17 protein-coding genes and 2 pseudogenes are annotated in these 18,677 nt (G+C 71.2%); 6 read left to right on the top strand and 13 right to left on the bottom strand.

Annotated features, from left to right (window positions below):
• Window positions 1-52 precede the first annotated feature (52 nt).
• Window positions 53-1,210: a PP2C family protein-serine/threonine phosphatase gene (locus tag ACFV3E_RS34895; RefSeq protein ID WP_500538698.1), complete on the bottom strand. Its 1,158-nt coding sequence runs from the start codon at window positions 1,208-1,210 to the stop codon at window positions 53-55.
• 93 nt (window positions 1,211-1,303) lie between these two features.
• A complete protein-coding gene (locus tag ACFV3E_RS34890; RefSeq protein WP_500538696.1) occupies window positions 1,304-3,031 on the bottom strand; it encodes a PP2C family protein-serine/threonine phosphatase in 1,728 nt (575 codons plus the stop codon).
• Between the two features lie 161 nt (window positions 3,032-3,192).
• On the opposite strand from ACFV3E_RS34890, the gene ACFV3E_RS34885 reads away from it, so the two are divergent.
• Both ACFV3E_RS34885 and ACFV3E_RS34880 read left to right on the top strand, forming a co-directional pair.
• The gene (locus ACFV3E_RS34885) at window positions 3,193-3,849 is read left to right on the top strand and encodes a HemK2/MTQ2 family protein methyltransferase (RefSeq protein ID WP_500538695.1); all 657 of its coding nucleotides are present in this window, start codon (window positions 3,193-3,195) and stop codon (window positions 3,847-3,849) included.
• A complete protein-coding gene (locus ACFV3E_RS34880) occupies window positions 3,830-4,054 on the top strand; it encodes a CDGSH iron-sulfur domain-containing protein (RefSeq protein WP_500538693.1) in 225 nt (74 codons plus the stop codon). Before ACFV3E_RS34885 ends, ACFV3E_RS34880 begins: the two co-directional genes overlap by 20 nt.
• Window positions 4,055-4,112: 58 nt before the next feature.
• Here ACFV3E_RS34880 and ACFV3E_RS34875 read toward each other — a convergent pair whose 3' ends face one another.
• Both ACFV3E_RS34875 and ACFV3E_RS34870 read right to left on the bottom strand, forming a co-directional pair.
• A complete protein-coding gene (locus ACFV3E_RS34875; RefSeq protein WP_500538691.1) occupies window positions 4,113-4,985 on the bottom strand; it encodes a SigB/SigF/SigG family RNA polymerase sigma factor in 873 nt (290 codons plus the stop codon).
• A gap of 365 nt (window positions 4,986-5,350) precedes the next feature.
• A pseudogene (locus ACFV3E_RS34870) lies at window positions 5,351-5,506 on the bottom strand (DUF6328 family protein); the annotation flags it as partial.
• A gap of 12 nt (window positions 5,507-5,518) precedes the next feature.
• Between ACFV3E_RS34870 and ACFV3E_RS34865 the strand changes: the two are divergent.
• A pseudogene (locus ACFV3E_RS34865) lies at window positions 5,519-6,025 on the top strand (flavodoxin family protein); the annotation flags it as partial.
• Between the two features lie 9 nt (window positions 6,026-6,034).
• On the opposite strand, the gene ACFV3E_RS34860 reads toward ACFV3E_RS34865, so the two are convergent.
• Window positions 6,035-7,225, bottom strand: a complete 1,191-nt coding sequence (locus ACFV3E_RS34860; RefSeq protein WP_500538689.1) for a zinc-dependent alcohol dehydrogenase — start codon at window positions 7,223-7,225, stop codon at window positions 6,035-6,037.
• A gap of 281 nt (window positions 7,226-7,506) precedes the next feature.
• Between ACFV3E_RS34860 and ACFV3E_RS34855 the strand changes: the two genes are divergently transcribed.
• The gene (locus tag ACFV3E_RS34855; RefSeq protein WP_500538687.1) at window positions 7,507-9,315 is read left to right on the top strand and encodes a thiamine pyrophosphate-requiring protein; all 1,809 of its coding nucleotides are present in this window, start codon (window positions 7,507-7,509) and stop codon (window positions 9,313-9,315) included.
• Between the two features lie 28 nt (window positions 9,316-9,343).
• Here the strand turns inward: ACFV3E_RS34855 and ACFV3E_RS34850 are convergent, their stop codons facing one another.
• The 6 genes from ACFV3E_RS34850 to ACFV3E_RS34825 form a co-directional block, all read right to left on the bottom strand.
• Window positions 9,344-10,183, bottom strand: coding sequence for a helix-turn-helix transcriptional regulator (locus ACFV3E_RS34850; protein ID WP_500538685.1), 840 nt, complete (start codon window positions 10,181-10,183; stop codon window positions 9,344-9,346).
• A 134-nt stretch (window positions 10,184-10,317) separates the two neighbouring features.
• Entirely contained in the window at window positions 10,318-11,073 is a 756-nt protein-coding gene (locus ACFV3E_RS34845; RefSeq protein WP_500538822.1) for an SDR family NAD(P)-dependent oxidoreductase, read from the bottom strand.
• Window positions 11,074-11,238: 165 nt separating this feature from the next.
• Window positions 11,239-12,270: an ABC-2 membrane transporter-related protein gene (locus tag ACFV3E_RS34840; RefSeq protein WP_500538683.1), complete on the bottom strand. Its 1,032-nt coding sequence runs from the start codon at window positions 12,268-12,270 to the stop codon at window positions 11,239-11,241.
• Window positions 12,267-13,181, bottom strand: coding sequence for an ABC transporter ATP-binding protein (locus ACFV3E_RS34835; protein WP_500538681.1), 915 nt, complete (start codon window positions 13,179-13,181; stop codon window positions 12,267-12,269). Before ACFV3E_RS34835 ends, ACFV3E_RS34840 begins: the two co-directional genes overlap by 4 nt.
• A gap of 37 nt (window positions 13,182-13,218) precedes the next feature.
• Window positions 13,219-13,491, bottom strand: coding sequence for a hypothetical protein (locus ACFV3E_RS34830; RefSeq protein ID WP_500538679.1), 273 nt, complete (start codon window positions 13,489-13,491; stop codon window positions 13,219-13,221).
• Between the two features lie 299 nt (window positions 13,492-13,790).
• Entirely contained in the window at window positions 13,791-14,447 is a 657-nt protein-coding gene (locus ACFV3E_RS34825) for a hemerythrin domain-containing protein (RefSeq protein ID WP_500538677.1), read from the bottom strand.
• 72 nt (window positions 14,448-14,519) lie between these two features.
• Here ACFV3E_RS34825 and ACFV3E_RS34820 point away from each other — a divergent pair, with 72 nt between their 5' ends.
• Both ACFV3E_RS34820 and ACFV3E_RS34815 read left to right on the top strand, forming a co-directional pair.
• Window positions 14,520-15,143, top strand: a complete 624-nt coding sequence (locus ACFV3E_RS34820; RefSeq protein WP_500538675.1) for a TetR/AcrR family transcriptional regulator — start codon at window positions 14,520-14,522, stop codon at window positions 15,141-15,143.
• A gap of 106 nt (window positions 15,144-15,249) precedes the next feature.
• Complete coding sequence (locus ACFV3E_RS34815; RefSeq protein ID WP_500538673.1) at window positions 15,250-15,663, top strand: (R)-mandelonitrile lyase; 414 nt, start codon at window positions 15,250-15,252, stop codon at window positions 15,661-15,663.
• Window positions 15,664-15,978: 315 nt separating this feature from the next.
• Here ACFV3E_RS34815 and ACFV3E_RS34810 read toward each other — a convergent pair whose 3' ends face one another.
• Window positions 15,979-16,800, bottom strand: coding sequence for an alpha/beta fold hydrolase (locus ACFV3E_RS34810; RefSeq protein WP_500538671.1), 822 nt, complete (start codon window positions 16,798-16,800; stop codon window positions 15,979-15,981).
• Window positions 16,801-16,819: 19 nt separating this feature from the next.
• Window positions 16,820-17,842, bottom strand: coding sequence for a DJ-1/PfpI family protein (locus ACFV3E_RS34805; RefSeq protein ID WP_500538670.1), 1,023 nt, complete (start codon window positions 17,840-17,842; stop codon window positions 16,820-16,822).
• Window positions 17,843-18,677: the final 835 nt, after the last annotated feature.

The raw sequence follows: 18,677 nt of genomic DNA, 5'->3' as shown, positions 1-18,677 counted from the left end.
TCCTCCTCGCTCCACGACAAACCCGGCATCGCCATGCGACAGCCGTGGCCTTCTACGCGCGCCAGTCCAGGCAGACGATCGAGGCGTCGTCCTCCAGGTGGCCGTGGCAGGCGACGGACACGGCGGACGTCATCGTCTGGACCACTTCGCGGGGGTGCTCGTCGGCGGAGTCGTGGAGCATGGCGGCCAGGTCCACGCCGCGGGCCCGGCGCTCCTGCATGCCGTCGGTGTAGAGCACGAGCCGGTCACCGGCGCGCACGTCGAGGTCCTGAACGCGGTAGGGAGCCGAGGACGGGACTCCGAAGGGGAGGTTGACGCCGAGGGGCAACTCCTCGACCGTTCCGTCGCGCAGGCGCAGGGGCCAGGGGTGCCCCGCGTTGACCAATTGACAACTGGTTCCGTCCAGCGCAACACGGACCAATTGCCCGGTGGCCAGCCCCTGACTGCCGTGCTCCAGGATCGCCTCGTGCATCTGGCGCGCCTGCTCCGCCAGATCGCAGCCGGCACGGCGGGCGCGGCGGGAGGCGTTCACCAGGACGGTGGCCAGCATGGCCGACCTGATGTCGTGGCCCATCGCGTCGGTGATCGACAGGTGGAGCGTGTCGTAGTCCAGGGTGAAGTCGTAGGTGTCACCGCCGATGGAGTCCGCGGGCACCAGCGCCCCGGCGACGGTGAACTCGTTCGCCGTGCAGCAGGAGGCCGTGGGCAGCAGTTGACGCTGGATCTCGGCCGCCAAGGTCATCGGCGTCGTGCGCTTGCCCCAGTGGTAGAGGTCGGTGAACCGGCGATCGGTGACCACGATGTACGCCAGCGCGTGCGCGGCGTAGCCGACCTGCCCAAGGACGTCGTCGGTGGCTTCGGGCAGGGTCAGCTCCAGCACCCCGATCGTGTCGCCCCGGTTGGTGACGGGCGCGATCACCCGCTCGCCCGATCCGTCGCCGGGCACCCGCGTGACCTGCTGGCTGCGCAGTACGTCGTGGTAGACGCTGCCGTGCAGCGGAACCTGATCGGCGCTCCTGTCCTGCTGTGAGTCCGCGTCCTCGCTGACCCGCACCATCTTCTGGCCGATGATGTCGGGGACCAGCAGCGACACCGAGCGGGCCCCGAACCGCTCCCGCAGGTTGCGCGCCACCACGTCCAGGGACTTCACCGGCGAGGCCGCCTCCGCCGCCATGAGTACGTCGTCGAGCCCGAGCTGGTCGTGCGACACGGCGACCTCCCTTGCTCCTCGCTCTTCTTCGCTCTTCTTCCCGCCCTGGCCGCTTCACTCACAGGACCACTTCCGACGGCGGCCGGCCCGGTCCTACGGGGCGGCGGGTGTGCGCAGTGCGAGGAAGGCGACGTCGTCGTCGTTGTCCTGGGGGCGGACCTGGCTCAGCAGCGAGTCGCTGAACGAGTCCAGGGGACGCCGGGCCAGGGATGCGGCGTGCTGGCGGAGCCGGTCGAGGCCGACGTCGATGGAGTGCCGGGTCGACTCGACCAGTCCGTCGGTGTACAGCACGAGGGTGGACTGCGGGGGCAGGGTGACGAGGGCGTCCTGGCGCGGCCGGTCGGTGCCCGTGCCGAGCAGGATGCCGTGTCCCTCGGTGAGGAAGCTGGTCTGCCCGTCGCGGGTCACCAGAAGCGGCGGCGGATGGCCCGCGTTGGTCCACTCCAGTCGCCACAGCCTGTCATCGGTGCTGGTGAGCCGCGCGAAGATCATGGTCGCCATGGGTACTTCGGCGGTGTGCATGACGGCCTGGTCGAGGCGCGTGACGACGGCGCTGGGTGACTCGGGATCCGACCAGGCGAAGGCGCGCAGCATGTTCCGGACCTGTGCCATGCCGCCGGCGGCGTCGAGGTCGTGCCCGACGACGTCGCCTATGGCCAGTGCGGTGGCACCGTCGATGAGCGGGAACGCGTCGTACCAGTCACCGCCGACCTGCGAGGCCTGCGGGGCCGGGACGTACCTGGCGGTCATCTCCAGGCCGGGGATCGTGGGCATCTGGGGCAGCAGGTGGCGCTGCATGGTCTCGGAGACCTTGCGCTGCCGCTGGTAGAGGCGGGCGTTGTCCAGCGCCAGGCCGGCCCGGCGGGTCACGTCCTCCAGCAGCGGCAGGTCACCGACGGTGAAGCCGTCCGGGCGTTCCGAGCGGCCCAGCGTGAGCGCTCCGAGCACGTCCCGCAGCCCACGGATCGGGGCGATGGCCGCGGAGTGCATGCCCGTCCGCTCGAAGAGCCGGTGCTGCTCGACCGCGATTCCGGAGTCCGGCGGGCCGTGGTAGGTCGAGGCGGTGGCGATGGTCGACGCGGCGCCGCGCAATGCGCGGGACAGCGGCATCGGGGATTCCTGCGGCACCGGCGGCATGGGCCCCTGCAGGTCGGCGCGCTCGATCAGGAGACCGTCCTTGTTCTGGACCACCAGGGCGCGCCGCACCTCGTCGTTCTCGGTGAGGAGGTCGACGACCGCCCAGTCCGCCAGCAGCGGCACGGTCAGGGCGGCCAGGCGGTGCAGCGCCTCGTTCACGTCGAGTGTCGAGGTGAGCTGGGTGGTGGTCTCCGCGAGGAGGGCGAGACGGTCGAGCTCCGTCAGCGGCGTCGAGAGCCCCGCCGCCCGCCCCTGGGAATGTGCTGCCTCCTGCCGCTGGTAGAGCATGACCAGGGCCCCCCGCCTTCCGGGCCCCAGGGCGTACGGCGTCAGGAACCAGGACAACCCGAGCAGGCTGCCGTCCCCGCGGGCGAACCACCCGACGTCGCGGTGCCGGGTGCGTTCCGTGAGCAAGGCGTCACGCATCTCGCAACGGGAGCGCGGCAGGGTGTGACCGTGGCTGTCGCGGTGGAGCAGGTCATGGGCGTCATGATCGAGGAGATCCGCGATGGACCGTTGCAGGAGGGTCGCTGCGGCGTCGTTGGCCGCGATGATCAGCCCCCCGCCGTCCACCACATAGGCGGGCGCCATCACGCCTCCCAGGAGGCCGTCGGCCGCGGCGAAGCGCAGTGCCCGCGATCCCTCCAGGAAGGGCGGTCCCGTTTCCGGTGCGACAGCGTCCATGCTCCCCTGTCCTCGGGTGCACCCCAGGTGTTTTCGCTTGCCCGCGCACCAGGATCCCATGCGGTCGGCTCACGCACGCGCCGACCGGGACGGATGACAGCGCCCCGGTAGCTCGTTCCGAGGTCCATGCTAATTCGTGCGCCACGGGGTAGCCGCGCCCTATGTGGCTTTTGTGTCCACCAGGGGTGTACCACCCCCAGGACGACACGCTCCTCCTCGAAGACGCGCTGAAACGGGAGCGTCTCGCCGACGATGCCGAGGTCCTCGACCTCGGAACGGGGACCGGCGCGCTCGCCCTGACCGCCGCCGAGCGCGGCGCCGCGCAGGTGACCGCCGTGGACGCTTCCCTGAGTGCGGTGTGCGCGACGCGGGTCAACGCGCGCCTCAACGGCCTGCGCGTCGAGGTGCTGCGCGGCGACCTCACCGCCCCCGTGACGGGCCGCCGCTTCGACCTGATCACGGCCAATCCCCCGTACGTCCCGTCCCCTCGAGCCGATCCTCCGGCCCGGGGGCGTGCCCGGGCGTGGGATGCGGGGTCCGACGGCCGCGCTCTGCTCGACCGCGTCTGCTCGGACGCGCCGCCGTTGCTCACCCCGGGAGGAGTCCTGCTCCTGGTCCACTCCGGTCTCTGCGGTGTCGAGCGCACCGTGGGCCGGCTACGTCGTGCCGGACTGCGGGCTGCGGTCACCGAGCGCCGGTACATCCCCTTCGGGCCTGTGCTGCGTGACCGGTCGGCGTGGCTGGAGGCGCGCGGACTGATAGCTCCGGGGGAAGAGAAGGAGGAGCTGGTGGTGATCCGTGCCGAACGCGAACGCTGAACCGGCGCCGACACGCGTGACGATCACCCGGGACGGACCGATCCTCATCGAGGGACCCGTCGAGGTCGTCCTGGACGACGGCCGCGTCGTGCGCTCCGACCGCTTCGTCGTGGCCGTCTGCGTCTGCCGCCGAAGCCGCAAGTACCCGTGGTGCGACACCAGCCATCGTCGGCGCACCCGGCCTGCCCCGGCTCCTGCGGAGTAGGTTTCCGGAACGGCCGTGGCCCGGCTCCCGGCGGAGGACCCCCGCGGGTGGTGCCCGATTACTCCGCGTCGTCGAGCCGGCTCCGCAAGCGCGCCAGGACCCGGGCCAGCAGGCGGGACACGTGCATCTGGCTGACCCCGAGAGCGGCGCCTATCTGGGCCTGCGTCAGCTCCTGCCCGAACCGCATCCGCAACAGGCGCCGGTCCCGGTCACTGAGCCCGGTGATGAGCGGCCGGAGGGCGACGAGGTCCACCACCCCGTCCAACGCGGGGTCCACGGCACCGAAGCAGTCCGCGTAGATCCCGTCCTCCTCGTCATCGGGGTTGAAGGCGATGTCCAGGGATCCCGCCGTGTAGCCGTTGGACGCGACGACGCCCTGCCGGACGTCCCGCTCGTCCACCCCCATGAGCGCCCCGAGTTCGGCGGCCGTGGGGTCCCGGCCGAGCGTCTGCGGCAGGGTGTCGACGGCCTTGGCCAGCCCGATCCGCAACTCCTGCAGACGGCGCGGCACATGGACGGCCCAGCTGGTGTCGCGGAAGTACCGCCTGATCTCGCCGAGGATGCAGGGTATGGCGAAGGTGGCGAACTCGACGCCGCGCGTCAGGTCGAAACGGTCGATGGCTTTGATCAGCCCGATCGTCCCGACTTGGACGATGTCCTCCATCTCCTCCCCGCGGCTGCTGAACCTCGAGGCGACGAAGCGCACCAGCGACACATTGAGCTCGATGAGCGTGTTCCTGACGTACTGGTACTCGGCGGTCCCCTCCTCGAGCACGCCCAGCCGGACGAAGAACGCCTTCGACAACTGCTGGGCGTCGCCCGGCGCCACCTTCGTCGCGTCTTCCAGCACCGGAAGATCGTCCTCGCGGGGGCGCTCGCGGTCAGCCCCGCCTCGCGGAGCGGTTCGGGCCGCCCGGACGAACGTCGTCATGTGCCCCGCCCTCCCTGAGTGCCCTGCCACGCGGACGCCTTTCGGCTACCCCGGGACGTCCGCCCCAAGCGGGACCTCAGCGGCGATTGTCGGCCACGATCCGCGCCTCGGAATCGGCGCTCGGGAGACCCACGGTGAGCAGCCCGCGAGCGCACAGTTCCCGTACGACGTGCAGGAGCACATCGCTCTGGTCCAAGCCATGCGCCCATGCCCCTTCCGGGGCGGGCAGAGCTTCGAGGGAGAGCACGTCCCGTGGTCGCGGGACGCACGGAGCCTGTCGGTCGGATTCTTCAGCGCACTACCGCGGTATCGGCACTGCGGCATCCGCCTTGATGGGACAACCGGGTGAACCCGGCCGGAACCCGTCAGTCCTCGGTGAACCGGGCTCGGGCCCACAGAGGCAGTACGAACCAGCACAGCACGCACCAGGCGAGGATCAGCGCCACCAGGTAGGGCACGAACGGGTCGTGGGTGGCCACCCGCAGGACCAGGAGCAAGGCGGAGGTCATGGTGGCGATCAGCTCGCCGCCTACGGCGTGGACATCGACTGCGGGCGCGCGGTCGACCTCGACATCAAGCCCGGCGTGACCGGCGACGAAGGTGCCGGAGACGCGTGGCCCGAGATCCACGAGAAGTTGCTGTCCTCAGAAATCCTTATCGTCGCCTCCCCCACCTGGCTGGGCAGGCCCTCGTCGGTCGCCCAGCGCGTGCTGGAGCGCATGGACGCCATGATGCCCGAGACGGACGACCGTGACCGTCCGGTCGCCTACAACCGGGTGGCTGGCGTGGTGGTCACCGGCAACGGGGACGGCGCACACCACGTCATCAGCGAGATCTCCGGGGCCCTGGCCGACCTGGGGTACACCATCCCGGGCCAGGCCTGGACGTACTGGCATCTCGGCCCTGGCGCCGGCCCCAACTACCTTGAGGACGAGCGCGGGCACGACTGGTCCCACAAGACGGGTCGCGCCATGGCCGCAAACCTCCACGGCGTGGCCCGGGCCCTGGCCGCCACGCCGCTCGACGCGCCGCCTGGGTGATCGCGGGCGTCACGGGACCATGAGGACCTTGATGGCGCCGTCGGCCTTCTTCTGGAACATGTCGTAGGCCTGGGGGGCTTGCTCCAGGGGGACGTGGTGCGTGGCGAAGCCGTCCACGCCGAGGGGGTCCTCGTCGGTCAGGAGCGGGAGGATCTCGTCGCTCCAGCGCCGGACGTTGGCCTGGCCCATGCGCAGCTGGATCTGCTTGTCGAACAGGGTCAGCATCGGCATCGGGTCGGTCATGCCGCCGTAGACGCCGCTCACCGAGATCGTGCCGCCGCGGCGGACCATCTCGATGGCCAGGTGCAGGGCCCCGAGGCGGTCGACGCCCGCGGTCTGCATGAGCTTGGCCGCCCAGGCGCGAGGGAGCAGGCCGGCGGACTGCTGGACCAGCTTGCCGAGGGTGCTGCCGTGGGCCTCGGTACCCACCGCGTCGATCACGGCGTCCGGGCCGCGGCCGTCGGTGGCGTCCCGGACGGCCTTCACGAGATCGTCCTGGTCCTCGTATTCGTCGAGGCTGAACACGTGGGCGCCGTCATGGCGCGCCCTGGTCAGCCGTTCGGGTACGTGGTCGACGCCGATGACCTTGCCCGCGCCCAGGTGGCGGGCGACGCGGCAGCACATGTCGCCGATCGGCCCCAGGCCCAGGACGGCCACGCTGCCGCCCTGGGGGACGTCGGCGTACTTCACCGCCTGCCAGGCCGTGGGCAGGACGTCGGACAGGTAGACGTACCGGTCGTCGGCCGGGCCGTCCGGGACTTTGATCGGGCCGAACTGCGCCTGCGGGACCCGCAGGTACTCCGCTTGGGCCCCGGGGACGCTGCCGTAGAGCTTGGTGTAGCCGAAGAGCTCCGCTCCGCTCCCGTACTCGGTGACCTGGGTCGTCTCGCACTGCGTCGGCAGTCCCTCGCGGCACATGTAGCAGGTGCCGCAGGCGATCTGGAACGGCACCACGACGCGGTCGCCCGGCGCGAGGTTGTCCACTTCGGAGCCGACTTCCTCGACGATGCCCATGGGTTCGTGCCCGAGGATGTCGCCGGGCGTCATGAACGGGGCGAGGACCTCGTACAGATGCAGGTCCGATCCGCACAGGCCGGTGGAGGTCATGCGCACCACCGCGTCGGTCGGCTCTTCGATCCGGGGGTCGGGCACGGTCTCGACCCGTACGTCGTGCTTGCCGTGCCACACGGTCGCCCGCATGATCGATCACTTCCTCGCGGTTGTCCTTCGCGGCAGGACCATCGGGTACCCGTGGGCACGCCGGTGAACCGCGGGGGCGTGCCGCATCCGGCCGATCCGCGCTCGGGAGGCGTTAGAGACCGTTCGGTCCGGGAACGCGTGACTGGGGCGCCGAGGCGGTTCACCGACGAGCGGGGAGGCGGACGACACGTAGGCCGCCGCCCTCGCGGCCGGGGCGACCGGTGCGGCCGCCGCGGTGCGCCGCCACCAGCAACGTCGAGCCCGACCGGAAGGTGTCTCCCGTGTCCATCAAGGTGTCCGACCACGTTCTGCAGCGGCTTCGCGAATGGGGCGTCGACCACGTCTTCGCCTATCCCGGTGACGGCATCAACGGACTGCTCGCCGCATGGGGCCGGGCGGACGACAAGCCGCGGTTCATCCAGGCCCGTCACGAGGAGATGGCCGCCTTCCAGGCGGTGGGGTACGCCAAGTTCTCCGGCCGGGTCGGCGTCTGCGCGGCCACGTCGGGCCCCGGCGCCATCCACCTCCTCAACGGTCTGTACGACGCGAAGCTCGACCACGTACCGGTGGTGGCGATCGTCGGGCAGACCAACCGCAGCGCGATGGGCGGCTCGTACCAGCAGGAGGTGGATCTGCTGAGCCTGTTCAAGGACGTCGCCTCGGAGTACGTGGAGATGGTGACCGTCCCCGAGCAACTGCCCAACGTCATCGACCGGGCGATGCGCGTGGCGGCCGCGAAGCGCACGGTCACGGCCGTGATCATCCCGGCCGACGTGCAGGAGCTCGACTACTCCCCGCCGCAGCACGCGTTCAAGATGGTGCCCTCCAGCCTGGGCATGCCCTCCTTCGCCCCGGTCCCCGACGAGGCCGACCTGGACAGGGCGGCCGAGGTGCTCAACGCGGGCGAGAAGGTGGCCGTCCTCATCGGCCAAGGAGCGCGCGGCGCACGGAGCGAGGTCGAGCAGCTGGCCGACACGCTCGGCGCCGGTGTCGCCAAGGCGCTGCTCGGCAAGGACGCGCTGTCGGACGAACTGCCGTACGTCACGGGGGCGATCGGTCTCCTGGGCACCCGGCCCAGCTACGAGCTGATGCAGGACTGCGACACCCTGCTGGTGATCGGCTCCAGCTTCCCGTACAGCCAGTTCCTGCCGGAGTTCGGCAAGGCCCGCGCGGTGCAGATCGACATCGACCCCTTCATGGTGGGCCTGCGCTACCCGTTCGAGGTGAACCTCGTCGGCGACGCCAGGACGACCCTGACGCGGCTGCTGCCGAAGCTGGAACGCAAGGAGCACGGTAGCTGGCGCAGGAAGATCGAGAAGGACACGGCCCGCTGGTGGGAGGTCATGGAGCGCCGTGCCGGCGTCGAGGCGGACCCGGTCAACCCCGAGCACGTCGTGCACGCCCTGGACGCGCTCCTGCCCGAGGACGTCATCCTGGCCGCCGACTCCGGTTCCGCGGCGAACTGGTACGCCCGGCACCTGCGGATGCGCGGCGGCATGCGCGGTTCCCTGTCCGGCACGCTCGCCACCATGGGGCCGGGTGTGCCGTACGTGATCGGCGCGAAGTTCGCCCACCCGGACCGTCCGGCGATCGCCCTGGTCGGTGACGGCGCGATGCAGATGAACGGGATGGCCGAACTCATCACCGCCGCCAAGTACTACCGCGAATGGTCCGATCCGAGGATGGTCGTGGCCGTCCTCAACAACGGCGACCTCAACCAGGTGACCTGGGAGATGCGCGCCATGTCCGGAGCGCCGCAGTTCCTGCCCTCCCAGTCCCTGCCGGACGTCGCCTACGCGGACTTCGCGCGCTCCATCGGTCTGGACGGCCTCCGCGTGGAGAAGCCGGGCGAGGTCGACGGCGCCTGGCAGCGGGCGCTGGCCGCGGACCGGCCCTTCGTCCTGGACTTCCGTACCGACCCCGCCGTCCCGCCGATCCCGCCGCACGCCACGCTGGACCAGATCGAGGCGGCGGCCGCGTCCGTCCTCAAGGGGGACTCCGACCGCGCCGCCATGGTCCGGCAGGGCTTCAAGGCGAAGGTGCAGGAGATGCTGCCCGGCCGGGGACGCCACGGCCACGGCGAGCGGTGAGCCGGCCCCGCCGCGGCCGTGCGCCGGCTCAGGTGCCGGGCGCGCGCTCGCCGAGCACCGGGAGCAGCTGCAACTTCTCGTGGGTCTCCGAGCCCGGGGTGGCGGTGTAGACGAGCAGGGACTGGGCCTGGTCGGCGTCGTACAGCACCTGGCAGTTCAGCTCGAGCAGCCCCAGCTCCGGGTGGAGCAGCCGCTTGACCTCGCCGCACCGCACGCCGATCTCGTGTGCCTGCCACAGGTCGCGGAACTCCGGGCTCTGCGCGAGCAAGGCCTCGACGATGGCCCCGGCCCGCGAGTCCGCGCCGAGCCGGGAGTAGACCGCGCGCAGGTCGGCGACGAAGCGTCGGCTCAGCCCGGGCCGGTCGTCCTCGTGGTAGGCATGCCTGGCGGCGGAATCGGTGAACCAGCGGTAGACGAAGCTGCGGGCCGGTCCGGTGAAGCGTGTCTCGTCCCCGAGCAGCGCGACCGACAGGCGCGTCTGCAGCAAGGTCTCCCCCAGCGCGGTGATCACCTGGGCCGGGGTGTCCGCGAGCCGGTCCAGGATGCGCATCATGCCCGGGCTGACGTGGTCGCCGCGCAGCGCCCGGCTGGGGGTGTTGTGCCCGGCCAGCCGGAACAGGTGGTCGCGTTCGTCCAGGGACAGCCGCAGCCCGCGGGCGATGGCCGCGAGCATCGGCTCGGACGGCTGCGGGCCGCGCTGCTGCTCCAGCCGGGCGTAGTAGTCCGTGGACATGCCGCACAGCACGGCGGCTTCCTCCCTGCGCAGGCCGCGGGTGCGGCGACGGGGCCCGCGTGGCAGGCCCACGTCCTCCGGCTGGAGCGCCTCCCGCCGGGTGTGCAGGAAGTCGGCCAGTTGTGCTCGGTCCATGGTGTTTCCTCGTCGCGACTGCCGCGGCCGGGTGCGCCCCGGCCGCTCGGTCCGAAGGGTACGCCCGGCCGCGGGCAGGCGGCCGGGCGTACGGGTGGACGAATGGGTGGGCGTACGGACCTGCGTACCGGCGGCTACAGGAGCGTGCCGCCGGAGGCCTCGACGCGCTGGCCGGTGATCCAGCCGGTGCCCGGTGCCAGCAGCGCGGCCACCACCGGCCCGATGTCCTCCGGCTCCCCGACGCGGCCGAGCGCCGCCCGCTCGGCCATCGCCGTGCGCAGCCCCTCGTCGTCACGGATCATCCCACCGCCGAAGTCGGTCGCGACGGGACCCGGCGCGACCGCGTTGACGCTGATGCGCCGCGGGCCCAGCTCCTTGGCCAGGTACCGGGTGTAGGTCTCGACGGCCGACTTGACCGCCGCGTACACCGACCAGCCCTCGCCCACGAACCGCGTCAGTCCGGTGGAGGTGTTGACGATCCGCCCGCCGTCCGCGAGCAGCGGGAGCAGCTCCTGGGTCAGGAAGAACACGCCCTTGAAGTGGACGTCGACCATCAGGTCGAAGTCATCCGCACCAGTGGCGCCCAGCGGGGACAGTGCCGCCGAGCCCGCGTTGTTGACCAGGAAGTCGAACGACTCGCGCCCCCACGTGGCGCGCAGGGTGTCGCCCAGCGTCCGCGCGAAGGCCGGGAAGTCCTCGAACGCGGTGGTGTCCAGCCGCAGTGCGGCCGCCCGGCGCCCCATGGCGGTCAGTGCCTCCACCACCTCCTCGGCTTCCTTCTCGTTGCTCCGGTAGGTGACGACGACGTCCGTACCCGCGGCGCCCAGCGCGAGGGCGGTGGCCCGGCCCAGTCCCCGGTTGGCGCCGGTGATCACCGCGATCGTGTTCACACGCATGTTCAGCTCTCCTGCATCCTCGGTCCGCGGTCGGGGCCCTGGCCGGGCCCCGAACCGCTCACCACCAGATTCGGCGGGGACGCCGCACGGATGAAGGCATCACCGATCCAGGGAGCGCCGATCCCCCTTTGGCGGGGGTCGCCCCGGGAGCGCGGGTCGTCAGGCGGGGTTCCGGCGGATCCACCACACGGACAAGGCGACCAGCGCGGCGCCCAGTGCCAGGCACAAGCCCGTGGCCGTCCATTGCAGCGGCCAGAAGTCCGACGCGGGGTGGTACTCCGCCCAGCGGCCGGTGATGCCGCGGGAGGCGAGGCACTGCTTCACGTTCCCGGCGGCGTAGCAGTCCCAGGCCTCGGGCACGCGCCGCCCGTCCTTGGACAGCGGGCCGTCCGCCAGCAGCCACGCGGTCCTGGCGGCCGGCGGTTCCGAGGTGTGCTGCGCGTACGCGGTCCTGACCGGCCAGATGCCGGGCCGGACCGCCTCCAGCAGGGCGAACAGCCCGGCGCCGGTGACGAGGGTCGCGCCCATGGCCAGGACGGTACGGCGCAGGACGAGGCCGAGGGTCGTCCCGAGGAGGTAGAGCAGGACGCCGAGGCCGACGACGACCGGCCCGACCCCGTAGAACGGGTACCACATGTGCCAGGTGAACAGGGGGCCCATGGCCTTGGCGACGGGGTGCCACCACCAGGTCATGGCGGCGGCGATGACGCCGCTGACGACCGCGGTCATGGCGAGCGGCACACCCAGCTTCGCCGCGAACCAGCGCATGCGGGTCACGGACTGGGTGGCCACCGTGCGGTACGTGCCCGATTCCAGCTCCTGCGCGAGCTGCGGCCCGCCGAGGAACACCCCGAACAGGAACGGCAGCAGCAGCATCGCCTGGAGCGGCCGCCGCATCGGGAACTGGTACCGCTGCCCGAACGCGTTGAGGCGGCCTAGGCACGAGTCGGAGTACTCGTGGCCGTGGCAGGCGTCGAGGTGCTGCGCCGCGACGGCCGCGGCGATGTGCTGGTGCTGTACGACGGCGTAGACGGCGACGGCTGCCGCGGCCGCCAGTCCGATCCAGAAGGCGGTGCGGTTCTGCCGCCAGATCAGCCAGGTCAGCCCGTGCAGTCGCGGTCTGCGGCGGACGACGGTGCGCGTGCCGACAGGCGTGCCGATGGGCGTGCCGGTGCGGGTGCCGGTGCTCATGCCGCCACCACCTCGCGGCCGGTGGTGACCTGCGCGCTCGGGGTGAGCAGCGCGGGCGCGTCGGGCGTCCTGAGGTACCCGAGGACGAGCTCCTCCAGGGTGGGGGCGCGGTGGTCGGCGTCGGGGGGCGGTGCGTCGGGGGTCCGCACCAGCGAGGTGAACCCTCCGTCGCTGCCGGTGGTCGCGATGACCTGGTGGCCGTCCAGGTCCTCCCGTCGGCGCCTGGTGAGCTGCCGGTGCTCGGCGAGCAGGAGTTCCACCTCGCCGGCCAGCCGGACGGTGCCGTTGTTGACGAGCACGAGGTAGTCGCAGGCGCTCTCCAGCTCGGAGACCAGGTGCGAGGACATCACGACGGTCGAACCGTGCCGCCGGGCCTCGGCCTGGAGGATGTCGGTCATCTGGTGCCGGACCAGGGGGTCCAGATCGGCCATCGGCTCGTCCAGGAGCATCAGTTGGGGGCGCTTGCCCAGGGCGAGGGCGAAGGCCACGCGGGTGGCCTGTCCGCCGGAGAGGGTGCCGACCCGGGCGTTCAGGGGGACCCCGCCGGCGTCGATGACGGACTCGGCGGTCTCCTGGTGCCAGGTGGGGTTCAGCTCCTGGCCCATGCGCAGGACCTCGCTGACGCGGAACCGCGGGTAGAGGGCCTTCTGCTGGCTGAGGAACGCGGTGCTCCGGCGGGCCCGCGCGCTGCCGGGTCGGTGCCCGGACAGTGTGATCGTGCCGGTGGTCGGCGTGATCAGGTCGGCGGCCAGGGACAGCAGGGTCGTCTTGCCCGCGCCGTTGGGGCCGACGAGCGCGCAGACGCGGCCTGTGGGCAGGCGGAAGGAGGTGTCGCGCAGCGCCCACCCTCGGCGGTAGCGCCTGCCCAGCCCGATGGTCTCGATGGCGGGGACGTTGGGGGAATCGGTCATGACGTGGTGGCCCGTGTGGTCTTCCTGTGCGTCCTGGTCATTCACCGGTCGGAGAGGTGGCCGGGGCCGGGGCCGCGGCGTACCGGCGGCGCCAGAACAGGGTCAGCAGCGCGCCGCCCACGACGAGGAGGGCCAGGTGAGGCAGTCCGGGGACGGTCAGGGCGGCGCCCCACAACGTCAGATGGGCGAGCAGCCGACCGGCCAGTGGCACACCGCCCAGCAGGAGGAGCGCCGCACCGAGCAGGCCGGCGGCGAGCAGTGCGGGGCGCTGGGCCAGGGGGACGGTATCCGTACGGGAGGTTCGGTTCATGGAAACGAAGTTATGGCGCGGGCCGGGCGCCGGACTTCGGCAGAAAGTCTGCGTTCCACGAGTGACGAAAGTCGCGACCGGCGGTGGCACCCATACCTTCGTCTATTGCTTCGCGCGGCCCGGGCCCGGCGGCTCGCTCCCGGGCGGTTCGCCGGCGTCCGTGCGCCCCGAAGTGTCCCCGGCCGCTCCGGGGCGCACCCTGGAAATGCGGCCCCGCTCCCGCTTGCCGAATCCGCCCTCGGGGCGGGGCCGCCCGGCGTCCGTCCGCAGGCCTGGGCGCCCCGCCCCTCGTGCCCGGGTCAGGCCTCGACGCCGCGCAGGCTCCGGAGGTCGTCCGCCGCCTGCCGGCGCAGCACGGGCACGAGCGGCCGCACAGCCTCCGGGAGGGCGGCGAGCATGAGTGCGACCTCCTCGGCGGACCCCACCTCGTCGAGGAAGCCGATCATGAGGTGTCCGGCCACGGGCGGCGTGGTGGCGATCACCCGCTGCGAGAAGTCGGCCCAGTACTCGGGGGTGATGTGCTCCCGCAGTGCGGGGAAGAGGACGGGTTCTTCGTGGGCCAGGTGGCTGTGCACCGTGTCGCGTACGGCGACGGCCGCCTCGCGGAGCGCGGCCCGGGCTCCGTCGCCCTGCCCGTCGCCCTCCCCGTTGCTCAACTCGACGGCGGCGAGCCGGTCGAGGCCCTCGTCCAGGGCCTCGTGTTCAGCGCTCAGCTCCTTGAGCGCGTCCGCGGCCGCCGGTGCCGTCGCCACGATCCGCGGCCACAGGTCCTCGTCCTCGGTCTCGTGGTGGTGGCGGAGGTTCACCACGAGGAAGTCACGCAGCTGGGCCAGCGTGCCCAAGGGCGCGGAAGGCCGAACGGCCGCCTCCGCCAGCAGTGTCGTGGCGACACGGTGTACCTCGTGGGCGAGCCGGGTCTCGATGACGGCCATGGGCTCTTGGGAGGAATGGTTCATGGAGCGGAACATATTCATTAGAGGTTATTATTGTCAATATAGTCACTTACGGTGGAGGGGTACGATGCGTCGGTGACGAGCCGGAAGTACCACTCCCCCCTGCGCGCCCATTCGGCCGCGAGCACACGCGAAGCGATCCTGAACAGCGCCCAGGCGCTCTTCCTCGCCCGTGGGTACGCCGGAGTGACCATCGGGGAGATCGCGGAAGCGGGGAAGGTCGCCGTGCCCACGGTGTACAGCAGCGTGGGGAACAAGCCGAAGATCCTGACGGCCTTGCTGGAGCCGGCCCTCACCGACCCCGCCATCGCCGACGCCCTCGCCGCCGTCGGCACCAGCGACGACCCGCGCGCCGTCATCGAGCTGACCGCCGCGGGCACCCGGCTCACGCACGAACGCCACTGGGAGCTGGTGTACGGGCTCTTCTACCGGGATCCGCCCGGGGAACCAGCCGTCAAGGCGGTGCTGGACAAGGGGGCGGACGACTACGTCCAGGCCCTGAACCGGGTCGCGGACCGCCTCGTGGCGCTCGACGCGCTCCGCTCCGAGGTGGGTCGCGCCGAGGCGGTCGACGTGCTGTGGTTCCACCTCGGCCCGCACGCCTGGATCACGCTCGTCGGTGAACGGGGCTGGGCCTTCGACCGCGCCCAGACCTGGATCGCCCGTGCCGCCTGCCGGGAACTGCTCCAGCCTGCCTGAGGCGACTTCGGTCGTTCCGGCCGGGGCCGGTCGTCGGGCTGTGCGTCGGGGGCCGGGGTGCCGGCCTGGAAAGCGCGGCACCGCGCATGCCCCGTCGCCCGCGGTCATGGAATTCGTGACGTCCAGGCCCACCGTCAAGGGTCCTGAGGAATGGTTCACCGGGAACGTGTGGTTCGACGTGATCCTCGCGGGCGTGGAGCCCTCGCGGATGCGCGCGAACATGGTCCGCTTCTCCCCCGGCGCCCGCACGGCCTGGCACCGTCACGCCGTCGGCCAGACCCTGCACGTCGTCGAGGGCGTCGCCCTGGTCGGCACCCGCGACGGCACGCCCTTCGAGGTCCAGCCCGGTGAGATGGTCGCCTGCCCGCCCGATGAGGACCACTGGCACGGCGCGACGCCGGAGAGGTTCATGCAGCACCTCGCGATGTGGGAGGGCCCGGGGGACGACCGTCCCGAGACCACGTGGCTGGAGAAGGTCGCCGACGAGCAGTACCGCGGTCCCCGCACCCGGAGCCACTGACCGCACGCCACCGCTCGGGCGCGGTCCGGCTTCACAGACCGGCGTCGGCAAGGACGCGGTGCATCCGCTCGGGGTACAGCACGGGGTTGGCGGCGGCACAGTGGACGACCTCCGGATCCGGGTCGTGGATCAGTCGTTCAGGACACCGGCGCGGCGGGGACCGGTCGGGCGACCTGCGAGCAGGAGGGGATCCACTGGTACCAGGGCGACGAGTACGTCGCACTCATACGTGCTGGAGGACGCGGGCCGCGTGATCCGGCTGTCCGCGGATCCGGGCACCGTGGGGCGCGACGTCCTGCGGCAGGACCTGCATGACTAGTGACCTCGTTCCCGGCCGAGGAAGCACGACAGAAGTCGCCTGAAGTCGTGCGGGTGCTCGAGCGCCGGCACGTGCCCGCATCGGCCGAGCACGTGCAGACGGACATCGGCCAGGTGTTCGAGCAAGGGCAGGGCTGCCGTCCCGAGCGGGGTGACTCGGTCCTCGGCGCCGTGGACGAGCAGCACGGGCGCGCGGACCCCTGCCAGCGTTTGCGCCGAGAGGGTGAGCTCGTCGGCCCAACGCGCCCTAGGTGGAGGGAACAACGACGCGAATGCGGCCGCCCCCGCTCGCATCGCAGCTGCACGGGCAGCGACGGCCGACTCGGTCACGAGCGCTTGGTCGAGGACGAGGCGACTCAACATGTCTCGTGCCCCGAGCGGGCCGGCGGGGGCGGCCCAGACCGCGTCGAGCTCGGCGGACAGCGGCGCCCCGGGGGCGCCCATCGTCGAGACCGCCACGACACGGGTGACCTGCTGGGGACGCGCGGCCGCCAACGCCAGCGCCACGGCACCGCCCATGGAGTGGCCCACCACGGCGTAGTGCTCGACACCGAGAGCATCCATCAGGCCCGCGGCCTGCTCCGTCCACAGCCGGAGCCCACCCCTGGAGCCCGCCGGGATTGGTGTACGGCCGAACCCCGCCTGGTCAGGAGCCACCAGGCGCCAGGACGTGCCCAGCGCCTGTGCCGTCGTTGCCCAGGCGCCGGATCCGGTCGTACCGGGTCCGGAGCCGTGCAGCATCAGCACCGCGGGCCCGGTGCCGCTCTCCATGACGTGGACGGGGGAGCCGTCGACTGTGACGGTCCGAAGTGCCGTCACTGGGACAGGCCAGGTGTGCTCATGCCGATGCGGAGTTGATGGACTTCGAAAAGACTTCCATCATCGCCGTGCCGAACTGCGGCATGTCGGGCCATCCGCGGCAGGAGACGAGGTTGCCGTCCACGACGTCGGGAGCGTCGATCACCGTCGCGCCCGCGTTCTCCATGTCACCGGTGATGGGCGGGAAGCACGCCGTCTTCCGGCCCTTGAGCAGTCCGTACACAGCCGGCACCTGCGCGCCGTGGCAGATCAGCGCGATCGGGAGGTTGCGCGCGAAGAAGTGCTCGGTGATGCGCCTGACGTCGGCGTCGACCCGGATCCACTCGGGGGCACGTCCCCCAGGGATGATGAGGGCGTCATAGCGCTCGACGTCGACCTCGGCCCAGGGCACGTCGACCGGCAACTTTCGGCCGTTCTTCTCCACGTAGGCGTCGGAGTTGGGGTCGAACTCGTGGATGACCAGCTGAACGTCACGCATCGTCCGTGACGAGACGTCAACGCCCCAGCCGCCCTCCTGCACGCGATAGTAGGGATACATGGTGTCGAGCTCCTCGGCGGCGTCGCCGGTCAGGAGCAGCGCTCTGGGCACCTGCTTCTCCTCGCATCTGAGGCGGATGAGGTCGATCCGATCCGATCCGATCCGATCCGATTGTGTGAGCATTCCTCGGCCCGGTCCGCCCGTCAAGCTTTTACGCCATTCCATCCGAGCCCTTGGCCTCGTCGAACAACGCCCACTGCCCCCCTCCAGCTCCGCCATCTCCTCCAGCATTCGTCGCAGGCCGGCCACCTGCTGCAAGGATGCGCGTTCGGCGGATCTGCGCGCCGCTGCCGGCTCGAGGAGCAGGCGGAGCTCAAGCATGTCCTCGAATCGCTGACGGGTGATTTGGGGGGGAATGCGATAGCCGGCATGGGGCGCACGCACGACCAGGCCCTCGGCCTCCATGCGGTTCAGAGCGTCTCGGATCGGCGTCTGCGAGACCCCCAGCTCTCGCGCCAGGACGTCGATCGTGACGCGGGAGCCAGGCTCGATCCGTAGCGACATCAGCCAGCTGTCCGAGCAGCGTGTCGTACACCTCGTCGGCAAGCCGGCCACGAGATTTTCCCGGCGGCGTTCCGCCCGTCATGGCCCCACGGTCCCTCGCGATCGTCGCTTCGTCGTCCATGGTGACGTGAGGATCTTCCTAGCGTCTTCGCGAACCTGTTGACATCGGTCGCAACGCTGCTGCATGGTGACGACCATTCGGATCGTATAGGAAAGATGACGGATGCCAGCCATCCTTCACCCATCGCGGAACCGCCCGCCAGCGCCCTACTTCGACCACCTGAAGCTTCCCTGAGCATGCTCGACGTCCTGCTCGGTTCGCCACCGGGCCACACAAGGACCGAAGGACTTCTCGACTGACTGAAGACCCAGTACGGCGCGGCGTACTCGTGGAGCCGGTCTGCGGGGCGGCGCCCGCGACAGCCCGGCAATTCGTCCAAGGGGCACCGTCATCTTCCTCCGCTCCGATCGCGGACGCATCCGTTCTCCGCGTCGCGGAACGCGTTCTTTCATTTCATTCGGCCGGCTCATCACGACCTCGCGATCGGCCTCGGTGATCGCCCCTGCCGGCGCAACCGCCGTCGGCCTGGACCTGGTGTTCGAATGCCGCAGGGCGTCGACCCGACCGCATCACCGCTCCCTTGGGAGGATGGGTCACGTGCGGCACCTACCGATGTTTCGTCGATGATCATGAGAAGGTCGTGCATAAATCCGCGATAGTGGTGCGCGCTCCAGCGTCAGCGCGGCGGGGGGGGGGGGTGGGGCCCCCCCCCCCCCGCCCCGCGACCCCCACACGTCGCAGAACGGACGAATGCGGGCTGCCCGGACACTGACC

Source organism: Streptomyces sp. NPDC059718 (genome assembly GCF_042733315.1).
Lineage (GTDB): Bacteria > Actinomycetota > Actinomycetes > Streptomycetales > Streptomycetaceae > Actinacidiphila.
The sequence above is the reverse complement of the archived record's forward strand: the minus strand, read 5'-3'. Positions and strand labels throughout refer to the sequence as shown.

Excerpts from the sequence above, each read along its gene's own strand:
- ACFV3E_RS34840 (WP_500538683.1), bottom strand. The coding sequence starts at position 12,270 with ATGAGCACCGGCACCCGCACCGGCACGCCCATCGGCACGCCTGTCGGC.
- ACFV3E_RS34890 (WP_500538696.1), bottom strand. The coding sequence starts at position 3,031 with ATGGACGCTGTCGCACCGGAAACGGGACCGCCCTTCCTGGAGGGATCG.
- ACFV3E_RS34860 (WP_500538689.1), bottom strand. The coding sequence starts at position 7,225 with ATGCGGGCGACCGTGTGGCACGGCAAGCACGACGTACGGGTCGAGACC.
- ACFV3E_RS34815 (WP_500538673.1), top strand. The coding sequence starts at position 15,250 with ATGGAATTCGTGACGTCCAGGCCCACCGTCAAGGGTCCTGAGGAATGG.
- ACFV3E_RS34830 (WP_500538679.1), bottom strand. The coding sequence starts at position 13,491 with ATGAACCGAACCTCCCGTACGGATACCGTCCCCCTGGCCCAGCGCCCC.
- ACFV3E_RS34805 (WP_500538670.1), bottom strand. The coding sequence starts at position 17,842 with ATGTCGCTACGGATCGAGCCTGGCTCCCGCGTCACGATCGACGTCCTG.
- ACFV3E_RS34875 (WP_500538691.1), bottom strand. The coding sequence starts at position 4,985 with ATGACGACGTTCGTCCGGGCGGCCCGAACCGCTCCGCGAGGCGGGGCT.
- ACFV3E_RS34835 (WP_500538681.1), bottom strand. The coding sequence starts at position 13,181 with ATGACCGATTCCCCCAACGTCCCCGCCATCGAGACCATCGGGCTGGGC.
- ACFV3E_RS34885 (WP_500538695.1), top strand. The coding sequence starts at position 3,193 with ATGTGGCTTTTGTGTCCACCAGGGGTGTACCACCCCCAGGACGACACG.
- ACFV3E_RS34825 (WP_500538677.1), bottom strand. The coding sequence starts at position 14,447 with ATGAACCATTCCTCCCAAGAGCCCATGGCCGTCATCGAGACCCGGCTC.
- ACFV3E_RS34850 (WP_500538685.1), bottom strand. The coding sequence starts at position 10,183 with ATGGACCGAGCACAACTGGCCGACTTCCTGCACACCCGGCGGGAGGCG.